The 18,942-nt window shown below is 63.5% G+C and carries 18 protein-coding genes; 7 read left to right on the plus strand and 11 right to left on the minus strand.

The genetic code is table 11. The features are described 5' to 3' along the window. Positions 1–41: 41 nt before the first annotated feature. On the plus strand, positions 42–1,106 hold the full coding sequence (locus EN990_RS13295; RefSeq protein ID WP_127370007.1) for an alpha/beta hydrolase: 1,065 nt from the start codon (positions 42–44) through the stop codon (positions 1,104–1,106). A gap of 43 nt (positions 1,107–1,149) precedes the next feature. On the opposite strand, the gene pyk is transcribed toward EN990_RS13295, so the two are convergent. Both pyk and EN990_RS13305 read right to left on the minus strand, forming a co-directional pair. Continuing rightward, positions 1,150–2,586 (minus strand): pyruvate kinase, encoded by a 1,437-nt coding sequence (gene pyk, locus EN990_RS13300; RefSeq protein ID WP_013529204.1) that lies wholly within the window; start codon positions 2,584–2,586, stop codon positions 1,150–1,152. Continuing rightward, a complete protein-coding gene (locus EN990_RS13305; RefSeq protein WP_013529203.1) occupies positions 2,583–3,071 on the minus strand; it encodes a DUF1036 domain-containing protein in 489 nt (162 codons plus the stop codon). The genes pyk and EN990_RS13305 overlap by 4 nt, the downstream gene beginning before the upstream one ends. 245 nt (positions 3,072–3,316) lie before the next feature. On the opposite strand from EN990_RS13305, the gene EN990_RS13310 reads away from it, so the two are divergent. The 3 genes from EN990_RS13310 (at position 3,317) to EN990_RS13320 (ending at position 5,727) form a co-directional block, all read left to right on the plus strand. After that, entirely contained in the window at positions 3,317–4,114 is a 798-nt protein-coding gene (locus EN990_RS13310) for an N-formylglutamate amidohydrolase (RefSeq protein ID WP_127384596.1), read from the plus strand. A gap of 11 nt (positions 4,115–4,125) precedes the next feature. After that, positions 4,126–4,434 carry a DUF1244 domain-containing protein gene (locus EN990_RS13315; RefSeq protein WP_013529201.1) on the plus strand — a complete coding sequence of 103 codons (309 nt, stop codon included), beginning with the start codon at positions 4,126–4,128 and terminating at the stop codon, positions 4,432–4,434. Between the two features lie 117 nt (positions 4,435–4,551). Then, a complete protein-coding gene (locus tag EN990_RS13320; protein WP_064993272.1) occupies positions 4,552–5,727 on the plus strand; it encodes an MFS transporter in 1,176 nt (391 codons plus the stop codon). Here the strand turns inward: EN990_RS13320 and EN990_RS13325 are convergent. Further along, positions 5,691–6,599, minus strand: a complete 909-nt coding sequence (locus tag EN990_RS13325; RefSeq protein WP_127369959.1) for a LysR family transcriptional regulator — start codon at positions 6,597–6,599, stop codon at positions 5,691–5,693. The two genes, EN990_RS13320 and EN990_RS13325, sit on opposite strands and share 37 nt — an antisense overlap. Positions 6,600–6,713: 114 nt before the next feature. Here EN990_RS13325 and EN990_RS13330 point away from each other — a divergent pair, with 114 nt between their 5' ends. Together EN990_RS13330 and EN990_RS13335 are read left to right on the plus strand one after the other, a co-directional pair. Then, a complete protein-coding gene (locus tag EN990_RS13330) occupies positions 6,714–6,923 on the plus strand; it encodes a DUF680 domain-containing protein (protein ID WP_127384597.1) in 210 nt (69 codons plus the stop codon). Positions 6,924–6,993: 70 nt separating this feature from the next. Continuing rightward, entirely contained in the window at positions 6,994–7,953 is a 960-nt protein-coding gene (locus EN990_RS13335) for an SDR family oxidoreductase (RefSeq protein WP_127370181.1), read from the plus strand. 60 nt (positions 7,954–8,013) lie between these two features. On the opposite strand, the gene EN990_RS13340 is transcribed toward EN990_RS13335, so the two are convergent. From EN990_RS13340 to EN990_RS13365, 6 genes are all read right to left on the minus strand, one after another. Next, positions 8,014–8,172 (minus strand): DUF3309 family protein, encoded by a 159-nt coding sequence (locus tag EN990_RS13340; RefSeq protein ID WP_013529196.1) that lies wholly within the window; start codon positions 8,170–8,172, stop codon positions 8,014–8,016. Between the two features lie 92 nt (positions 8,173–8,264). Further along, positions 8,265–11,438 carry an efflux RND transporter permease subunit gene (locus EN990_RS13345; RefSeq protein WP_127384599.1) on the minus strand — a complete coding sequence of 1,058 codons (3,174 nt, stop codon included), beginning with the start codon at positions 11,436–11,438 and terminating at the stop codon, positions 8,265–8,267. Between the two features lie 80 nt (positions 11,439–11,518). After that, positions 11,519–12,694: an efflux RND transporter periplasmic adaptor subunit gene (locus EN990_RS13350; protein WP_082827499.1), complete on the minus strand. Its 1,176-nt coding sequence runs from the start codon at positions 12,692–12,694 to the stop codon at positions 11,519–11,521. Between the two features lie 155 nt (positions 12,695–12,849). Beyond that, complete coding sequence (locus EN990_RS13355; RefSeq protein ID WP_127369794.1) at positions 12,850–13,458, minus strand: hypothetical protein; 609 nt, start codon at positions 13,456–13,458, stop codon at positions 12,850–12,852. Then, positions 13,455–15,728, minus strand: coding sequence for a xanthine dehydrogenase family protein molybdopterin-binding subunit (locus EN990_RS13360; RefSeq protein WP_127384600.1), 2,274 nt, complete (start codon positions 15,726–15,728; stop codon positions 13,455–13,457). The genes EN990_RS13355 and EN990_RS13360 overlap by 4 nt, the downstream gene beginning before the upstream one ends. 2 nt (positions 15,729–15,730) lie before the next feature. Then, the gene (locus EN990_RS13365) at positions 15,731–16,192 is read right to left on the minus strand and encodes a (2Fe-2S)-binding protein (RefSeq protein ID WP_027162497.1); all 462 of its coding nucleotides are present in this window, start codon (positions 16,190–16,192) and stop codon (positions 15,731–15,733) included. A 123-nt stretch (positions 16,193–16,315) separates the two neighbouring features. Between EN990_RS13365 and EN990_RS13370 the strand changes: the two genes are divergently transcribed. Further along, positions 16,316–16,912 (plus strand): TetR/AcrR family transcriptional regulator, encoded by a 597-nt coding sequence (locus tag EN990_RS13370; RefSeq protein WP_127388312.1) that lies wholly within the window; start codon positions 16,316–16,318, stop codon positions 16,910–16,912. 33 nt (positions 16,913–16,945) lie between these two features. Here EN990_RS13370 and EN990_RS13375 read toward each other — a convergent pair whose 3' ends face one another. Both EN990_RS13375 and EN990_RS13380 read right to left on the minus strand, forming a co-directional pair. Then, a complete protein-coding gene (locus EN990_RS13375; protein ID WP_013529189.1) occupies positions 16,946–18,076 on the minus strand; it encodes a patatin-like phospholipase family protein in 1,131 nt (376 codons plus the stop codon). 49 nt (positions 18,077–18,125) lie between these two features. After that, positions 18,126–18,917 (minus strand): 3-hydroxybutyrate dehydrogenase, encoded by a 792-nt coding sequence (locus EN990_RS13380; RefSeq protein WP_164753469.1) that lies wholly within the window; start codon positions 18,915–18,917, stop codon positions 18,126–18,128. Positions 18,918–18,942: the final 25 nt, after the last annotated feature.

Consider the following 18,942-nt stretch of genomic DNA (forward strand, 5'->3'; position numbering starts at 1 on the left):
CTCCCCTACAACCTACCCCCCTCCACTTCCGTATCTTCCCCATGAACCTGATCTACGCCGCCCTTGCCTTCCTGATGGCGCTTGTCTTCGGCTTTGTCGGCATCACCCGCGTCGGCTCATGGTTGATCGAGCACCGCGATCCGCCGTTCGGCGAGTTCGCCGACATCGACGGCGCCCGCATCCACTATGTCCATGTTCCGGCACCCGCCAACGCCGAGCTGCCGCCGATCGTCTTCATCCACGGCGCCAGCGCCAATCTCAGGGACCAGATGCTGCCGCTGCGTCCCTTGCTCGAAGGCCGCGCCGAAATGCTGTTCTTCGACCGGCCAGGCCACGGCTGGTCGGGTCGCGGCACCAACAACGAGAACCCGTCGGCGCAGGCCAACACCATTGCCGCACTGATGGACCATCTCGGCATCAGGAAGGCTGTCATCGTCGGCCATTCCTTCGGCGGCGTGGTGACATCGGCCTTTGGCCGCGAGCATCCAGACAAGACACTTGGACTGGTCTTCCTCGCACCGGCGACCCATCCATGGCCGGGCGGCGCAACCGCCTGGTACTACGATCTGACCACCATTCCCGTGCTCGGCTGGCTGTTTTCCGAAACGCTGACCTATCCGGCCGGTACACTGCAGATGGCCGACGCCACCACCTGCGTTTTCTCGCCCAACAAGGTGCCGGACAATTATCTCGGAATGGCCTCTATCCCGCTGGTGCTGCGACCAAAAGCCTTTCGCGCCAACGCCACCGATGTCGCCGGGCTCTATCGCTATGCCCTCGACGCCGCACCGCGCTACAACGAGATCAAGGCGCCAACCGTGGTCATTTCAGGCGATCGCGACAAGGTGGTCTATGCACATATCCATTCGGTCGGTCTGGCGCGCGACATTGCCGGTGCCGAACTCGTCTGGGTGCACAATCTCGGTCACAAGCCAGACTGGATCGCGCCCGACCTGACCGTCGGCGCCATCGAGAAGGTCGCCGGCAAGAGTATCGACCTGCAGGCGATGGCCAGGACCGTGGAGGCGCGCATCGCCGGCGACGCCTACGGCGCCGGCAGATGCGCCGATATCAAGGTACCGCAGGCCGAACTCGCGCCGACCTGAAGCCGGTCGCCCGAACCGTTCAGAGCCGACACGCTTTAGGAATCTAGCGGCTGACTTGTGTGTCCGACCCGATATAGGCGATGCGCAGCATGTTGGTCGAACCCGGTGTCCGCAGCGGTACGCCCGCGGTGATGATGACGCGGTCGCCTGGCTTGCCGAAGCCTTCGTCGAAGGCGATGCGGCAGGCGCGGTTGACCATGTCGTCGAGGTCGACGGCGTCGGGCGAGACAACGCAATGCGTGCCCCACAAAAGCGACAGCCGCCGCGCCGTGTTGAGGATCGGCGACAGCGCGATAACAGGCACTTGCGGCCGCTCGCGGGCGGCGCGCAGGCCTGTGGTGCCGGATGCAGTGTAGGTGATGATCGCCGACAGCTTCAGCGTTTCGGCGATCTCGCGCGCGGCCAGCGAAATGGCGTCGGCGCCGGTCGCTTCCGGCTCGGAGCGCTGGGCGTTGATGATGCCGGCATAGGTCGGATCGGTCTCGACCTTGGTGGCGATACGGTTCATCATTGCCACGGCCTCGACGGGATAGGCACCCGCCGCCGATTCCGCCGACAGCATGATGGCATCGGCGCCTTCGAAGACGGCGATCGAAACATCGGACACCTCGGCGCGGGTCGGCACCGGTGCCGTGATCATCGATTCCAGCATCTGCGTTGCAACCACCACCGGCTTGCCGGCGCGGCGTGCGGCGCGCGTGATCTGCTTCTGGATACCGGGCACCGCCTCGAGCGGCATCTCGACGCCGAGATCGCCGCGGGCGACCATCAGCGCGTCGGACAATTCGATGATCTCGGCCAGCCGGGCGACAGCCTGCGGCTTCTCGATCTTGGCCATGATCAGCGCCCGGCCGCGTGCGATCTTGCGCGCTTCGGCCAGATCCTCCGGCCGCTGCACGAAGGAAAGCGCCACCCAGTCTACGCCTGTGGCCAGCACGGCATCGAGGTCCTTGCGGTCCTTCTCGGTCAACGCGCCGACCGGCAGGTCGGTGTCAGGCAGGCTGACGCCTTTCTTGTCGGAAATCGTGGTGCCGGCGACGACGGTGCAGACGATCGATTTGCCGTCGCTCTTCACCGCCTTCAGCTCGAGCTTGCCATCGTCGATCAGCAGGCGATGGCCGGCTTCGACCGAGCTCAGGATTTCCGGATGCGGCAGATAGACCCTGGTCGAAGTGCCGGGCTCGGGATTGTCGTCGAGCGTGAAGGTCTGGCCTTGCGTCAGCACTTCCTTGCCGTTGGCGAACTTGCCGACGCGCAGCTTTGGCCCTTGCAGATCGGCGAGGATGCCGATCGGCCTGCCAACGGCTTCCTCGACAGCGCGGATGCGTCCGACCAGCGTGCGCATCAGTTCATGGTCGGTATGGCTCATATTGATGCGGAACACATCGGCGCCCGCTTCGAATAGTTTCTTCAGCATCTCCTCCGAGGAGGAGGCAGGACCGATGGTGGCTAGGATCTTGACCTTGCGGCTACGTCTCATTGACTGTTTGTTCCCGGGGTGGCTGGAGCGCCTCCCGTTGTGGACTCATCGGTCAGCTGGACCATCCAGCTTGCCTGTTCGCCCGTGTCATATTCCTGGAATCCGGCGCGCTGAAAGCCCCGGGCGACGCAGTCGGTTACGCCTGCGATCTTGAACTCTTTTTCAGCCACGCACATGTTGATCGGGCCGTCCCAGCGTCCACCGCGTTCGGCGTCTTCTGCATAAAGATAGTAAAACCTTGATGACAGCGGCCCTTCGATCAGCGTCTTGCAGCTCGATCCCTCGATGTGCCACCAGCCTTCGGTGATCCAGCCGGCCTTGGCGCGATAGCCGATGCCGACACCGACCAGGTTCTGCGTGGCGTTGCAGACGCGGAAATCGGCACGCGCCGGCGAAGCCACGACCATGGCCGACAGGCCGATGGCAAGAGTGAGGAGCGGCATGGCAAAGGCAGAGCGCATGCGCTGCCCGCCGGCGGAACTCATCCGAAAACCCCTCAAAAACCACATCAGCATCTCTCTGCGCCCCTTTTCGGAAAAGTCCGGGCGCATGTCAACGCACCGTTTTGTCCAATTCCAATCGATTTAGAAAGGCTCCGGCGCACAATTCGCCGACTTGTGCCAGATTTCCCGGGAAACCTTGGCCAAACAACGGCATTGCGCAAGCGTCGTCTTCGTGGAATGACGATAGCATCCTCCCCGGAAGCCAGCGAACAGACCATTTCCCGCCAATGACCCGATCCACAGTTTTCGCGCCTTTCGAGATCATCGAGGGCGACCGCAAGCGAGGCATCGTGCTGTTGGGCGATCATGCCCGTCGCGACCTGCCCGACGACTATGGCAGCCTCGGCCTGCCCTCAGCGGAGTTCGACCGCCACATCGCCTATGACATCGGCGTCGAGGGCGTGACGCGCGAACTGGCTGCCCTGCTCGGCGTGCCAGCGGTGCTCGCCAATTTTTCGCGGCTGCTGATCGATCCCAATCGCGGCGAAGACGACCCGACGCTCATTCGCCAGCTTTATGACGGCACTGTCGTACCTGGGAATTACCCCATCGCTGCCGAGGAGCGCGAGAGGCGGCTCGACGGGTTCTACCGGCCCTATCACGACGCCGTCAGCGCCATGATCGCCTCGGTCGCACAGGCTTCCGCCCAGGCGCCCTTCATCTTCTCGGTGCATTCCTTCACCCCGGCCATGCAAGGAATCCAGCGTCCTTGGCACGTCGGCATCCTGTGGGACCTCGACGACCGCGTGGCGCGGCCGTTGATAGACATGCTGGCGCAGGACAGGAACCTCGTCGTCGGCGACAACGAACCCTATGACGGCGCGCTGCGCGGCGACACCATGTACAAGCACGCCATCGTCAACGGCTTCGCCCATGCGCTGATCGAGATCCGACAGGATTTGATATCGGACCAGAAGGGCGCGCTCGCCTGGGCCGAACGGCTGGCGCCGATCGTTGACGCCATCGACCGCCGTCCCGATATACATGTGGTGAAGATGTTCGGCTCGCGTACCGGGCCGCTATGACGGAGGTTTCGATGACCGAACTCAGCGACGAGCAGCAACGCGATTTCGAGGCGGCCGCCTTCCGCCGGCTGGTCGAGCATCTGCGCGAACGCAACGACGTGCAGAACATCGACCTGATGAACCTCGCCGGCTTCTGCCGCAACTGCCTGTCGAACTGGTATCGCGAGGCGGCCAATGCCGAGGGCGTCGATCTCACCAAGGATCAGTCGCGCGAGATCGTCTACGGCATGCCCTATGCGCAATGGCAGGCGCTCAACCAGACCGAGGCCTCCGACGCCAAGAAGGCCGAATTCGAGGCAAGGCGCCCCAAGGACCATTAAGGCCAGCGATCACTCAAGGCTGTGTTTGGCTCAAAAAATGCTTCCCGAAAGAGCCTTGACTGAAAATTGAATCGATCTAATTTGCCGCGCGAAGCCATTTCTTGCGGGATTCGCCTCATGAACGCGTCAACTGCCAAGCTGACTGCCATTCGCGGACGATGGGCGCTCGCGGCCATTTTCCTCGCCAACGGCTTCCTGACGGGCAGCTGGGCGCCGCAGATTCCGGTGTTCCTGACCCGGCTGGAGATTTCGAAGTTCACGCTCGGTCTGCTGATTCTCTTGTTTGGGGTCGGCGCCGTCGTCGCGATGACCTGGTGTGGCCATTTGATCTCCAGACATGGTTCGCGCACCGTACTGCGTTGGTTCGCGCTGTGCGGCAGCCTCGGTCTCATGGTCGTGGCGCTGGCGCCCGACGTACCCTTGGCGGCCGTTGCCATGATCATCTTCGGCGGCTCGATCGGTGGCATGGACGTTGCCATGAATGCCAACGCCGTGGTGGTCGAACGGCGGCTCTCCCGCGCCGTCATGTCGTCTTCGCACGGCTTCTGGAGTCTCGGTGGTTTTGCCGGTGGCGGCCTCGGCGGCTTTGCCATCCAGCATTACGGCCACCTCGTCCACGCGGCGGCGGTAACGGCGTTTGCCTTCGCGGTGATCGCGGTGGCCGTTCGCCATCTCCTCGCCGAAGACAGACCGCAGGCGGCCGAGCACCACAAATTCGCACTGCCGGCAAACCCGCTGGTTTATCTGATCGGGCTGATGGCGTTGCTGGCGATGATCTCGGAAGGCGCCGTGCTCGACTGGGCAGCCCTGTATCTGCGCCAGGAGCTCGGCGCCGATCTCGCCGTCGCCGGCCTCGCCTACGCCGGATTTTCAGGCGTCATGGCGGTTACGCGGTTCTTCGGCGACGGCATACGCAATCGCTTCGGCGCGGTGACGACGCTACGCGCGTCGGCCCTCGTAGCCGCGGTCGGCATGCTGGTGGCTGGCCTGGCGCCCTCGCCCTGGCTCGCCATTGCAGCCTTTGCCTTTTGCGGCTTCGGCATCGCCAATATGGTGCCGATCATCTTTTCGGCCGGCGGCAACCAGGAAGGCATGTCTTCCGGCACCGGCATGAGCGTGGTCACGACGATCGGATACTGCGGCATACTGGTGGCGCCGTCGGCGATCGGCTTCGTTGCCGAGCATTCCAGCTTCGGCCCGATCTTCATCACCATGTCGGGACTGCTGATCATCGTGTTGCTGATGGCCGGGCTCGCTCACCGCGCCGAATTCGCGCCAGCACCCGCCGAATAGCGTTTCAGCTCCTCGTGAAGGAAATCCACCACACGGCGGATGCGCACGCTGGTACGCACGTCGCGATGCATCGCCAGCCACACCGGCAGAACTGGCAGCGGCAGGTCAGGCAGCACCTTCTCAATCAAAGGATCCCTGTCGGCCAGCGGCTCCTGGCCAAGACCAATGCCGTTTCCCGCCCGCACCGCTTCCCACAAAACCATCTGGTTGTCGGCCCTGAAGCGGAAGCTGCTCCGGGTGACGGGGATGCCGTGCCGGGTAAAACCCCTGATGATCTCGTCGCCGCGGTCGAAGCCGACCAGATCGTGGTCGACAAGATCGGCAGGCTTCAGCGGACGGCCGCGCCTGTCGAGATAGGATTTAGCCGCGCAGGCGCAGAGCTCGATGTCGCAGACCTTGCGTGCCATCAGCTCGTTCTGCGCCGGCTTGACCATGCGGATGGCGATGTCGGCATCTCGACGCAGCAGGTTCTCGACCTGATTGGAGGCGACGATCTCGACCTCGATGCCGGGCTCCTCGATCCCCAGCCGCATCGTCATCTCAGGCAGGACATAGGCCGCCACGACCTCGCTGGCGGCGATACGCACCGTGCCTTCGATAGCCTCAACCGAACCCAGTGCCAGGAGTGAGAAGGCGCTTGCCTGCTCGCTGACCGCCTTGCCGCGTTCCAACAGCGTGCTGCCGGCCTCCGTCAGTTCGTAGCCGTGCCGTCCTCGACGGAACAGCGTGACGCCCAGCGCCTGTTCCAACTCGCCGATGTGACGGCCAAGCGTCGGCTGGCTGGCCGAAAGCTTCCGCGCGGCAGCCGACAGGCTGCCGGATTCCGCCACGGTGACAAAGCTCTTGATCAGGTTCCAGTCGATTTCTGTCATTCATTTATGAATATCAGAACGCCATCTGTAGTCAATTTCCATTCGCATTCGGAGCGACCATATTCCAGTTGCAGACACCAACACGGACTGCAAACACCAACCAGGAGAACTCAGATGACCAAGATCGCTCTCACCACCGCCGCTATCCTCACTTCCATCAGCGCCGCTTTTGCCGGCAGCGACAAGTTTGGTTCGAACGACGCCAGCCAGCCGGCTGTCACCAGCACCGACGACACGACCACCGCTTCGATTCACAACCCCGATGCGGCCATCCGGAAGCCGGTCACACAGGGCAGCAACCGCGATCTCTTCGGCAGCCGCTGATCCCGATCGCGCTTGCCGCTGATCTCGATCGCCCGACCGACCACCTAAATCCCAACCAGGAGTGCTTCCAATGACCAAGATCGCAATTCTCGGTGCCGGTGGCCGGCTCGGCCGCGTGGTCGCCAAGGCCTTCATCGACGCGGGCTACGAGGTCCGCGCCGTCACCCGCAACGGCAAGGTGCCGGCCGAACTCAAAGGCGCCACGGCCGTTGCCGGTGACGCTCTCGACCGCGAGGCCCTCATCCGCGCCACGCAAGGTGTCGATATCGTCTTCAACGGCCTCAACCCGATCTACACCGACTGGGGCAAATGCCTGCCGATGGCGCAGAATGTCATGGCCGCCTGCCATGCGAACGGCGCACTGCATCTCTTCCCCGGCACCGTTTACAATTACGGCTCGCCGATGCCGGCGGTGATATCGGAAGACACACCCTTCCACCCGACCACGCAAAAGGGCCGCATCCGCTGCGCCATGGAGGAGTTGTTTCGTCGCGAGGCCGACGCGGGCCGCGTCCGCACCATTCTTCTACGGGCCGGCGATTTCTTCGGCGGCACCGGCAGCGGATTATGGTTCGACCTGATCGTTGCCGCCAAGATCAACAAAGGTATCTACACCGCGCCTGGCCCGGTCGACCTCGTGCATGAATGGGCCTATCTGCCTGACTTCGCTGTGGGCTTCGTCGCGCTGGCGCGCAATCTGGACAAGCTCGGCTTCTATGAAGCGCTGAACTTTCCGGGCCACGCGGTCACCGATCTGCAGATCAAGGCCGCTGCCGAGAAGGCTATTGGTCGTCCGCTCAAGATGACTTCGATGCCCTGGTGGGTGCTGCGCGCTGGCAGCCCGTTCGTGGCGATGTGGCGCGAGATCGTCTCCATGTCCTACCTGCGCTTCGAGCCGCATCAGCTGGCTTCGATACGGCTGGAAGGCATCGTCGGCGAGATCCCGCACACGCCGTTGGATCAGGCGGTTGCTGAGGCTCTTGGCGATATCGGCATTGCCACCGTGAATGGCGTTGCGAAAGCTGCCTGACTTCCGCGATCACGGGCGCCGCCCCTCCGCACACTGAACAATCTCCCACGAGAGGGCGCCTCAGAGCCGTCCCATCAACAGCAACACCATGAGCACCACCAGCACGACGCCGACGATACCCGACGGCCCATAACCCCAGGAGCGCGAATGCGGCCAGGCCGGCACCGCGCCGATGAGGACAAGGATCAGGACGATGATGACGATGGTGGTGATCGGCATGAGAAGCCCTCGCTTCGACGTTTCGCTCAGAGACAATGCAGAGGCCGCCCGGTTGTTCCGGGCGGCCTCTGCGGTCAAATCGGCGATGGGGTCTATTCGGCGGCTTTCGGAAAGGCGATTTCCGGTTCGTCGCCTGCTTCCTGGCCAGGCCTGTCGGTCGGCGAAACCGTTCCCTTGCCGCGCCGGAACAGCCGGCGGAAAAACGCATAGAAGCGGCTGTTCTTGCTGCGCGTGAAAATCATCAGCATCGACGGCGTCACCACCAGCGTCAGCAAGGTGGCGAAGGACAGGCCGAAGACGATCGCCGAGGACAGCGAAATCCACCATTGCGTCGACGGCGCGTTGATCGTCGTCTCGTGATGGAAGATTTCCAGCCCAAGGCCGAAGGCGATCGGCAACACGCCGAGGATCGCCGACACCGCCGTCAGCACCACCGGCCGGGCGCGCTCGCGGCAGGTCTGCAGCACCGCGTCCATCTTGTCCCAGCCTTCTTCACGCAGCCGGTCATAGGTGTCGATCAGCACGATGTTGTTGTTCACCACCACGCCGGCCAGAGCGATGACGCCAATGCCCGACATGACGATGCCGAAGGTCTCGCCTGTGATCAGCAGCCCCAGGAACACGCCAACCGTCGCCATGACCACGCAGGACAGCACCATCAGCACGCTGGTGAATTTGTTGAACTGCATCAGCAGCACCAGGAAGATCAGGAAGATCGCCGCCCCGAAGGCCTTGCCAAGGAAGGCGCTGGCCTCGGCGCTGTCTTCGTTCGAGCCGGCCAGCTTCCAACGTATGCCGCTGCCGAGATCCATCCCGGAGACGGCCTTGTTGACCTCCGCCTGCACGGCCGCGACCTGGGCGCCTGCGGCAACGTTTGCCTGGACGACCACCGTGCGCGCGCCGTCGATACGGTTGAGGATACCAACCGTCGGCTCCGGCTTGCGCACGACGAAATTCGAGATCGGCACCGAGCCTTGCGAGGTCTGCACCCTGAGCTCGTCGAGCGTCGACAGCGTGCGCCGGTCTTCCGGCAGACGCAGCCTGATGTCGACGGCGTCGTCGGCGCCGGCAGGCCGGTATTCCGAAAGCTTCAGCCCGTTGGTCACCAGTTGCACCACTGTGCCGACAGCGGTTGGGCTGATGCCATATTGCGCTGCCTTGGCACGGTCGACCTCGAGCGCCCAGTCGACGCCGGGCGGCGGGAGGCCGTCGGAAATGTCGATGACGCCAGGCACCTTGCCGATGCGTGCCGCAACCGCGCGCGCTTTGTCGTCGAGCCCCTTGGGGTCGACGGCCGAAAGCCTGATCTGGATCGGCTTGCCGGTCGGCGGACCGGCCTCCGGCACGCGCACCTCGACATCGACGCCGGGAATGCCGGCCATGACGCCGCGCAAATCGTTCAGGATCTGGTTCGCCGACTTGCGCTCGCGCCAATCTATGAATTCGTACTGGATGACGCCGACGACGTCTTCAGGGACATCCTGGCCGCCGCCTTGTGTCTTGCCGACGCGGGTGTAGACCGACTTGATGCCGGGCCAGCCGAGCATCCTGTTTTCGGCAATCTTGGTCGCCGTATCCATTTCGGCCAGCGAAAGGTTGCCGCGCGCGTGCACGTAGAGCAGGCCGTAGTCGGGCTCGACACTGGGGAAGAATTCGACACCGGCGCCATATTTCGAATAGGCAAAGCCGACGCCGAACAGCAGAGCGACCGTCAGCAAAACCACCGTAATCGGAAACCGCACCGCCTGCTTGACGATCGCCATGTACCAGCCGTCGCGATTATCATCCTCATGATGCTCCGGCGCCTTGGCGAAGATCGCCCCCAGCGTCGGCGCGAACACCAGCGCATAGAGCATCGAGGCCGATAGCGTGACGATCAGGGTGATCGGCATGTACTTCATGAAGTCGCCGATGATGCCCGGCCAGAACAGCAGTGGCGAGAAGGCGGCTATGCGCGTCATCGTCGCGGCAATGACCGGACCGGCCATGCGCTTGGCGGCCAATGCGAAGGCTTCCGCCTTCGGCATGCCTTCGCTCATCCGCCGTTCGGCGAACTCGGTGACGATGATGGCATCGTCGACCAGCATGCCGACAGCCAGGATCAGGCTGAACAGCACGATCATGTTGATCGTGTAGCCCATCATGGCCAGCAGCAGGATGCCGATCAGGAATGACGACGGAATGGCCAGGCCGATCAGCAGCGAGGCACGACCCGACAGCGCGTAGAGGATGACGATGAACACCAGGATGACGGCGATCATGACGTGGTTCTGCAGATCGCCGAGCAACTGGTTGACGAAGACCGACTTGTCCTGCGTGTAGGTGACGTTCATGCCTTGCGGCATCGTCTTGACGTAGGCGTCGGACACCTCCCTCACCTTGGCGAGCGTGTCGATCAGATTGGCGCCGATGCGCTTCTTGACTTCGATGGCGATGGCCGGCTTGCCATTGAGGCGCGTGATCGTCGTGGCATCGGCGAAGGTCGAGCGGATCGTCGCGATGTCCTTGGCCTGCACCACGGCATTGGGGCCGGCGACCACGGGCAAGGCCGCCACGTCCTCGGGCGTCTCGATCAGTGACGGCACCTTGACGGCGTATTTGCCTTCCGAGCCTTCGATATTGCCGGCGGCGACCAGGCTGTTGGAGGCACCGACAGCGCCGATCAGCTGATCGAGTTGCAACCCGTAGGACGACAGTTTCATCGGATCGATGACGACTTCGACAAGATCGTCGCGCGAACCCTGCAACGAGCCCTCCAGGACGCCTGGCACTTCCTCGATACGGTCGCGCAGTTCGCGCGCGGCGGCGGTCAGCACGCGTTCGGGCAATTCGCCCGACAGGGTGACGACGAGGACGGGGAATTCGGAGATGTTGACTTCGGTAACGACCGGCTCTTCGGCCGCCTGCGGCAGGTCGGCCTTGCCGTCCTGCACCTTGGAGCGCGTGTCCTGCAAGGCCGTCGCCAGATTTGTCTGCGGCTGGAACTCGACCAGCACATAGCCGCCGCCCTGGAAGGCGGCCGAGCGCATTTCCTTGAGGCCTTTCAGGCTCTTCAGCTTGCTTTCCATCGGCCGCAGCAGAAGGCGCTCCGAATCCTCAGGCGAAATGCCCTGATAGATCAGGCTGATATACATCATCGGAATCGGAACGTCGGGCTCGGCTTCCTTCGGCGTCGACTGATAGGCGACCCAGCCGGCGAGCAGAAGGAAGACGAGGACCGAAATGGTCAGGCGGGCATTGTTGATTGCGAGTCTGACGATATCCATGGCTAACGCCTGTTCTTGAATTTCACGGGCTGCGTCGCAGCCAAGTGTCCCCGCCCGGGGTCTGTCCGCCGTACCCCATGCTACTGCGTGCCGGCGGTCGCTTCGCCCAGCAGTTTCTGGATGGTTGCCTGGTCGGCTTCGACCGGCTTGACCTCATCGCCTTCCTTCACCAGTTCCTGGCCGGCAACGATGATGCGCGCATCGGCAGGGATGCCGCCAAGCACCAGGCCGGTCGGCGTGTCGTCGACGAGGTCGATGGGGAAGAACGCAACCTTGTTGTCCTTGCCGACCGCACGGATGCCGAGGTCGCCCTTGTCGCCGAGCGTCACCACCGAGCGCGGCAGCAGCACCGCATCGGTCGGCAGCGCGCTAAGTGCGATTTCCGCCGTCATGCCGGCCGGCACGGAGCCGTCGGCATTGGGGACGGCAACCTCGACGCGGAAGGTGCGGGTCGCCGAAGAGGCGTCGCGGCTGATGTAGCGCACGGTGCCTTCGACGGTCTGGCCGCTGACCAGCCGTATGGTGGCCTTGTCCCCGAGTTTCAGGTAGCCGAGATCGCGCTCGCTGACTTCGCCGCGGGCAATCACCGGATCGAGCTTGAGGATGGTTGCCACCTCGCCGCCTTGCATGATGGAACTGCCAAGTTCCACCGGCACCCGGTCGATGACGCCGTCGAAAGGCGCCTTCACCTCGTTGCGGTCGAGTTCGGCCTGTGCCGTTTCCAGTTGCGACTGCGCCGAGGTCAGGTTCGAGCGCGCGGTATCGAGCTGCAGCTTGGGCAGATTGCCGGTCTTCATCAGCCGCAAGGCTGCGTCCAACTCGGCCTGGCGCTGCACCACCAACTGCTTTGCATTGTCGACCATCGAGATCTTTTCTTCCGCCGCAAGCATCAGTACCAGATCCCCCGTCTTGACGTGATCGCCTTGCTTGACAGGCAGCTTGTCGATGACACCGGCGACGCGCGTCGCCAGCACCGCCCGCTTGTCGGCTTCGGTCAGCCCGGAAATGCGGATGGCGCGTGCATAGGTCTTGCGTGGCGGCGTCACCACCGCAACGGTGCGCAGCGGTGCCTTCGGCTCGGCTTCAGCCGTCTTCGGCTTGGCCGCGTCCGGCGCCTTGGCCTGTTCGGCTTCGGCTGCCTTGGCTTTGTTGGCGGCTACGCTGCCGACCGACGAAAACTCGCCTGTCGCCATCCACGCCGCGAAACCGATGAGCACAACAATGGCTGCAAGCTTGTGAAACCTGATTCTCGGCATCGTCGTTGTTTTCCACTGCGGGTTCGGCCAGCGTCCTCATAACGCGGGCGCGTCGCCGATATGGGTGCGCGCCAAGCCGTGTTCAATTTGCCGTGATCGGCGAAGCGCGCTTCTACATCAAAGTTGCACCGCAATATAGTCTGAAAGTTGCAAGATCATTGCCCCGGCGGACAAGATGCGCCCGCCGCGGCCCAGTCTTCGATCGCTTGATAGGTCGCTTCGGCAGAGCCCGGAGCCGGTTCACGATCCGGCCCCGGCGCCCAGCCCCAGGCGACCAATCTGTCGTCGCGAACATGCAGCGCGATGTCCTTCAAGCTGCGGTTGCCATTGCGCAGGGGATCCTTGATCTGGGCGCAGATTTCGGCCGAGGATTTGCCGAACCAGGCCATCTCGGCCGGCGCCAGATGCCAGTTCTCGGCCCCGGGTGGCCCGTGCAATGCCTTGGAATTGCTGGAGAAATGGCAAGTCGTGCAGCGCAGGCCCGGATTGCCGAAGCCCGACCCGTTAGCACCGCGCTGGACATTGAAGGCGTGAACGCGCGTACCGCGATAGTGCGCACCCGACCATCGCGGCCGGTCGTCCGCGACATGACAGTCGGCGCAGCGCGGATGCGAGAACACCGCATAGACCTTGTCCCATTCGGACAGGCCTTTCGCCGCGTCGACGGTCGCCGGCGCCGGCGTCTGGCTCTCTTGCGCAATCGCAAACGGCGCTGCGAGCACGAGCATGGCAGCAGGCGTCAGCATGATGAGGAGCTTCTTCATGCGAAGGCCACCGTTTTCGACAGCGGCAGCGTGCGGATGCGCTTTCCGGTGAGCGCGAAGATGGCGTTGGCGAGTGCTGGAGCCGCCGGCGGTGTGCCGATCTCGCCGACGCCGCCCATCTTGTGGAAATTTTCCAGGATGGCGACTTCGAAGACCGGGCACTGGAAGATCCGCATGGCATCGAAATCGTGGAAGTTCGACTGTTCGACCATGCCGTCGGCGAAGGTGATTTCCTGACCCATCGCTGCCGAAAGGCCGTAGATGGCGGCGGAAATCAACTGCGCCTCGATGATGCCGGGATCGAGCGCGGTGCCGACATCGGCGGCGATCCACACCTTCTCGATGCGGATGCCGGCCGGCGTGTCCGCCACCTGAACGATCTCGCCGACCCAACTGCCGAAGGACAGCGTGAAGGCCATGCCCTTGGCCTTGCCGGCGGGCAGCGCCTCGCCCCATTTCGCCATCGCGGCGACTTTCTCGACCACCTTCACCGCCGAGGGATAGGCGGCCATCAGTCTCTTGCGCATCTCGACCGGATCGATTTTTCCGGCGACCGCGATCTCGTCCATGAAGCCCTCATGGAAGAAGCCGTTGACCGAACTGCCGACCGAACGCCAGGAGCCGACAGGGATGGAGACCGGCGCCGCGATACCCCTGACCCGGTAATTCGGGATGGTGTAGGGCTGGTCATAGGCGCCGTCGACAATGGTCTTGTCGGGACCGAGCGGCGATACCGAGGGGAACAGCCGGCGCAGCGTACCGGCAATCACCGATGGCGAGGCCATCTTCATGTCGACCGCGATCGGCATGCCATCGTCACCGAGCCGCGCCTGGAACTTGCCTATTGCGGCCGGTCGATAGGCGTCGTGGCGCATGTCTTCTTCACGCGTCCAGGTCACCTTGATCGGGCGTCCGCCCGTCTCCTTCGCCATCAGCGCGGCACACAGCGCGTAGTCCATCTCGACGCGCCGGCCGAAACCGCCGCCCATGAAGGTGGTGTGCACATTGATCTTGTCCTGCTCGATGCCGACCGCGTTGGCGCAAAGCTGCCGCACCAGGGTCGGCGCCTGGTTGCCGCACCAGATGTCGAGCGCACCGTCCCTGAACTGTGCCGTGGCGTTCATCGGCTCCATCGTCGCATGCGCCAGATAGGGCACGGCATAGTCTGCCTCGATGATGCTTTCGCGCGGCGCGTCGGCAAAGGCGGTTTCGACATCGCCATTGTCGCGCATCACCGACCCCTTGGTGGCAAGCGCCTGCTTCAGCACATCTGAAATGGCGGCGCTGCTGAGCGGATATTCAGGATCGGACCACTGGGCGTCGATCGCCTCGGCCGCCTTGAATGCTGCCCATGTATTATTCGCGATGATACCGAAGCCATGGCCGTAATTCGTCTCGAGCGGCACGATCTTGATCACCCCAGGCATTTTCTCGGCTTTGGAGAGGTCCGCCTTGACCGGCTTCGACCAGAAGCGCGGGCTCATCTTGACCGTGCCGTAGACCATCTCCGGCAGCCGGACATCGATGCCGAAGATCGGCGCCCCGGTGAGCTTTGCCAGCATGTCGATGCGCTTCTGCGGCTTTCCCAGCAGCTTCCAGTCGGCCCGGTCCTTGAGCCTGACTTCGGCCGGCCGCGCCATCGCGGCGGCAGCCGCGGCGACCGCGCCGTAGGTCAGCGATTTGCCCGACGCCTTGTGCAGGATCGAACCGTCGGCCGTTTCCAGATCGGCCGCCGCGACACCCAGTTTTTGCGCTGCCGCTGCGACCAGCATCTGCCGGGCAGCGGCACCCGCTTGCCGCATCTTGTCAAAACCGTCGCGTGTCGAAGCCGAACCGCCGGTGCCCTGCAGGGCAAGGAATTTGCCGACCACACCGAGACCGGAACGCACCGCCTGCGCGGTCAGGCTTTCATCGAAGAAGGCGAACGGACCGCCCTCCTCGAGGATCGCGGCGTTGTAATAGGCATGGGATGCCGGTCCATGCTCGACCATGACCCGGTCGAGCCCGACGTCGAGTTCCTCTGCGACCATGGCCGCAAGCGTCGTCGAGATGCCTTGCCCCATCTCGGCGCGCGGCGCGACGATGGTGATGGTGTTGTCGGCGCCGATTTTCACATAAGGGTTGAACGTCGCCTCGCCCTTGCCAAGCTCGGCCTCGAGCGGGTTCGGGAACGGCTTGCGATAGTAGTAATAGCCGACGGCAACGCCGCCAGCGACAGCGGCAGCGCCAATCAGAAACGTGCGGCGGGCGATCTTTCCGACCCTGGCCATGGTCAGAGCCCCGCCGTCTTGAGCGCTGCGGCCTTTTTGATGGCCGAGCGGATTTTGGGATAGGTGCCGCAGCGGCAGAGATTGCCGCCCATGGCGTTGTCGATGTCGGCATCGCTTGGGTCGGCGACTTCATCGAGCAGCGCCACCGCGCTCATGATCTGGCCGGCCTGGCAGTAGCCGCATTGCGCGACCTGTTCCTCCAGCCATGCCTGCTGCACCGGATGCAGTCCGCCTGCCGTGCCGATGCCTTCAATAGTCGTGACAGCGCCGCTGACCTGCCCAACTGGGAGTGAGCAGGAACGCGCCGGCTGACCGTCGACATGCACGGTGCAGGCGCCGCACGCGGCGATGCCGCAGCCGAATTTTGGCCCTGTCTTGCCAATGAGATCGCGCAGTGCCCACAGCAGCGGCATGTCCGGATCGGCGTCGATATCGAATGACTGACCGTCGACGGTGAGGCGCATGGGGATACCCTTTGTTGTCGTCCACTGCCAAGGGCGAAGCGGCCTCCCGGCCGTTTCGCTCCGATACAGATTGACAAATTTCGTCATTTTGTCAATTAGGATTTTGCAGGATAGAATTGCTCGATGAACCAGATCGAAGACATCGCCACCGCCGATCCCAAACGCGCCCGTATTCTGGATGGCGCGATGAAGGTGTTTTTGGCCTATGGCTTCTCGCGCACCACCATGGACGACATCGCCCGTGCCGCCGACATGTCGCGCCCGGCGCTCTATCTCCTGTTCAAGAACAAGACCGACATTTTCCGCGCCATCGCCATGATGATCCTGTCGCGCTCGGTCGAGGCGGCAAGGTTTGCCCTATCCGGCGACGGCCCTTTCACCGAGCGCATGATGCGAGCCATCGATGAGGCCTTTATCTCGATGATGAGCGCGGTCGTTGCCTCGCCGCACGGCGCCGAATTGCTGGACATGAAATCGAGCCTTGGCGATCTGGTGGGCTGCTGGCGCGGCGGGCTTGGCCAACACATCGGCGCCGCGATAGAGGGCGAGGCAGCCAGGAACGGCGTCGATCTGGCGGCCAGGGGCCTGTCGGCGCAACTGCTTGCCGACATGCTGCTCGACGGGCTGGAAGGCATGAAGGCGCGGATCAGAGATCCGGAGGGGCAGCGGCTGCCTGCCGCTGCCCTGATCAGGGTGATCGACCTGACCTTGAAAGCATGATTGCGGACCAATCGATGCACATCGATTGGTCGCTCAGGCGCGCCGGCGCTCCGCCTCCGGGTTCTTGCGCGCCGCAAGAAATTCCTTGACCCGCCGGCCGGGTGCCGGACCGCGCACCGGCTTGTAGCCGTCATCCAGTTCGCCGGAGAGATCGAGCGTCGGTCGCTTGCCGACGGCGTCGTAATTCTCTTCCAGCCAGTCGCTGGCGGCGGTGCGGCCGAGATCTCTGAGGTAGGTCAGAAACGCCCATTCGGCGTTGACCTTCGAGGACGCCGACAGGTCCTTGAACGCCTCGTCGGCATCGATGCGGTGCATGCGGATGTCGCGGTACTCGCCATGTGGCAGACGGCCGGCGGCGATCAGCTCCTTGACGAAGGCAATCGAGCGGAATTCGCGCAGCAGCCCGGCGTTGAAGGTGATCTCGTCGATGCGGTTCTGGATCTCGTTGGCGCTTCTTGGTGTTCCCTCGCGCACCACCGGATTGATCTGCACCAGAAGCACGTCCTCGGTCGCAGCCGTCTTGAAGAACGGATAAAGCGCCGGATTGCCGCCATAGCCGCCATCCCAATAGGGCACGCCCTTGATCTCGACGGCGCGGAACAATTGCGGCAGGCAGGCCGAGGCCATCACCGTATCGAGGTCGATCTCCCCGTCGGAAAAGACGCGCAACTGTCCGGTCTCGACATTGGTCGCCGAGATGAACAGTTCCATCGACTTGCAGGCGCGGACGTTCTCGAAATCGATCTCCTGCTGCACCACGTCGCGCAGCGGATTGAGGCCGAGTGGGTTGGCGACATAGGGCGAGAACACCCGCGACATGGTATCGAAGAAGAGATAGCCGGGCGTGTTCTCGATCGACCAGTTGCCCCAGGCGACGTCCCACGGCATGCGCTGCACCGGGCTGAACCGCCCCTTGGCCGCCACCGCGCGCCAGAAATCGTCAAGTTTTTGCCGCGCGCCTTCGACTCCGCCGCGCACATATCCGTCGGCCAGCGCCACCGCGTTCATGGCTCCGGCGCTGGTGCCGGACACTGCTGATATCTCCAGCCGTCCGTCCTCCAGCAGCCGGTCGAGCACACCCCAGGAAAAGGCCCCGTGCGAGCCGCCGCCCTGAAGCGCTACGTTGATCTTCTTCGTCTCCTCCGCCTTGCCGTTCTTGGTCATGGCGTCGTCCTTGATCTGTCCCTTTGGGTGGATGAGAGAGTTTTGCGCCTCACGCGGCGGTCCAGCCGCCGTCGACCGAGAGATGCGTGCCGTTGACCTGCGCCGCCGCGTCCGAGCACAGGAACACCGCCGCTGCCGCGATCTGCTCCACCGTGACGAATTCCTTGGTCGGCTGCTTGTCCAGCATGACCTCACGGATGACGGTCTCGCGGTCCATCTGATGGGCTTTCATCTGGTCGGGGATCTGCGCCTCGACCAGCGGCGTCAGCACATAGCCGGGGCAGATGGCGTTGCAGGTGATTTTTTCGCGCGCCAGTTCGAGCGCAACGGTTTTGGTCAATCCCATGATGCCGTGCTTGGCCGAGACATAGGCCGATTTGAACGGCGACGCGACCAGGCCATGCGCCGAGGCGATGTTGACGATCCGGCCGCCGCCGGCCTTTTTCATCAGCGGGATGGCGGCCGCGATGGTGTGGAACGCCGACGACAGGTTGATGGCAATGATGGCGTCCCATTTCTCGATCGGGAACTCTTCCACCGGCGCGACATGCTGGATGCCTGCATTGTTGACGAGAATATCGACCGAACCGAATGTCTCGGCCGCCTTGGCGATCAGCGCCCGGCATTCGGCCGGCTTCGACATGTCGGCCTTGATATAGGCCGTCTTCACCTTGTGCTGTCTGGCGATCGCGTCAGCGATGGCGTGGTCGGCAGCCGTGTCGGAGAAGGAGTTGACGACGACATTATGGCCTTCGGCCGCCAGCGCCTGGGCGATGGCCAGGCCAATGCCCGATGTAGAGCCGGTGATGACTGCGGTTTTTCTGGCGGCCAAGGTCGAAATCCTCTGATTGCGGCAAGAGCGATCT

It is taken from the genome of Mesorhizobium sp. M7A.F.Ca.US.005.03.1.1 (assembly GCF_003997975.1).
In the GTDB taxonomy this organism is placed as follows: Bacteria; Pseudomonadota; Alphaproteobacteria; order Rhizobiales; family Rhizobiaceae; genus Mesorhizobium; species Mesorhizobium ciceri.

What these genes read in the sequence shown, in the direction of transcription:
- EN990_RS13295 (WP_127370007.1), top strand. Translation starts at nt 42, where the DNA reads ATGAACCTGATCTACGCCGCCCTTGCCTTCCTGATGGCGCTTGTCTTC.
- pyk (WP_013529204.1), bottom strand. Translation starts at nt 2,586, where the DNA reads ATGAGACGTAGCCGCAAGGTCAAGATCCTAGCCACCATCGGTCCTGCC.
- EN990_RS13305 (WP_013529203.1), bottom strand. Translation starts at nt 3,071, where the DNA reads ATGAGTTCCGCCGGCGGGCAGCGCATGCGCTCTGCCTTTGCCATGCCG.
- EN990_RS13310 (WP_127384596.1), top strand. Translation starts at nt 3,317, where the DNA reads ATGACCCGATCCACAGTTTTCGCGCCTTTCGAGATCATCGAGGGCGAC.
- EN990_RS13315 (WP_013529201.1), top strand. Translation starts at nt 4,126, where the DNA reads ATGACCGAACTCAGCGACGAGCAGCAACGCGATTTCGAGGCGGCCGCC.
- EN990_RS13320 (WP_064993272.1), top strand. Translation starts at nt 4,552, where the DNA reads ATGAACGCGTCAACTGCCAAGCTGACTGCCATTCGCGGACGATGGGCG.
- EN990_RS13325 (WP_127369959.1), bottom strand. Translation starts at nt 6,599, where the DNA reads ATGACAGAAATCGACTGGAACCTGATCAAGAGCTTTGTCACCGTGGCG.
- EN990_RS13330 (WP_127384597.1), top strand. Translation starts at nt 6,714, where the DNA reads ATGACCAAGATCGCTCTCACCACCGCCGCTATCCTCACTTCCATCAGC.
- EN990_RS13335 (WP_127370181.1), top strand. Translation starts at nt 6,994, where the DNA reads ATGACCAAGATCGCAATTCTCGGTGCCGGTGGCCGGCTCGGCCGCGTG.
- EN990_RS13340 (WP_013529196.1), bottom strand. Translation starts at nt 8,172, where the DNA reads ATGCCGATCACCACCATCGTCATCATCGTCCTGATCCTTGTCCTCATC.
- EN990_RS13345 (WP_127384599.1), bottom strand. Translation starts at nt 11,438, where the DNA reads ATGGATATCGTCAGACTCGCAATCAACAATGCCCGCCTGACCATTTCG.
- EN990_RS13350 (WP_082827499.1), bottom strand. Translation starts at nt 12,694, where the DNA reads ATGCCGAGAATCAGGTTTCACAAGCTTGCAGCCATTGTTGTGCTCATC.
- EN990_RS13355 (WP_127369794.1), bottom strand. Translation starts at nt 13,458, where the DNA reads ATGAAGAAGCTCCTCATCATGCTGACGCCTGCTGCCATGCTCGTGCTC.
- EN990_RS13360 (WP_127384600.1), bottom strand. Translation starts at nt 15,728, where the DNA reads ATGGCCAGGGTCGGAAAGATCGCCCGCCGCACGTTTCTGATTGGCGCT.
- EN990_RS13365 (WP_027162497.1), bottom strand. Translation starts at nt 16,192, where the DNA reads ATGCGCCTCACCGTCGACGGTCAGTCATTCGATATCGACGCCGATCCG.
- EN990_RS13370 (WP_127388312.1), top strand. Translation starts at nt 16,316, where the DNA reads ATGAACCAGATCGAAGACATCGCCACCGCCGATCCCAAACGCGCCCGT.
- EN990_RS13375 (WP_013529189.1), bottom strand. Translation starts at nt 18,076, where the DNA reads ATGACCAAGAACGGCAAGGCGGAGGAGACGAAGAAGATCAACGTAGCG.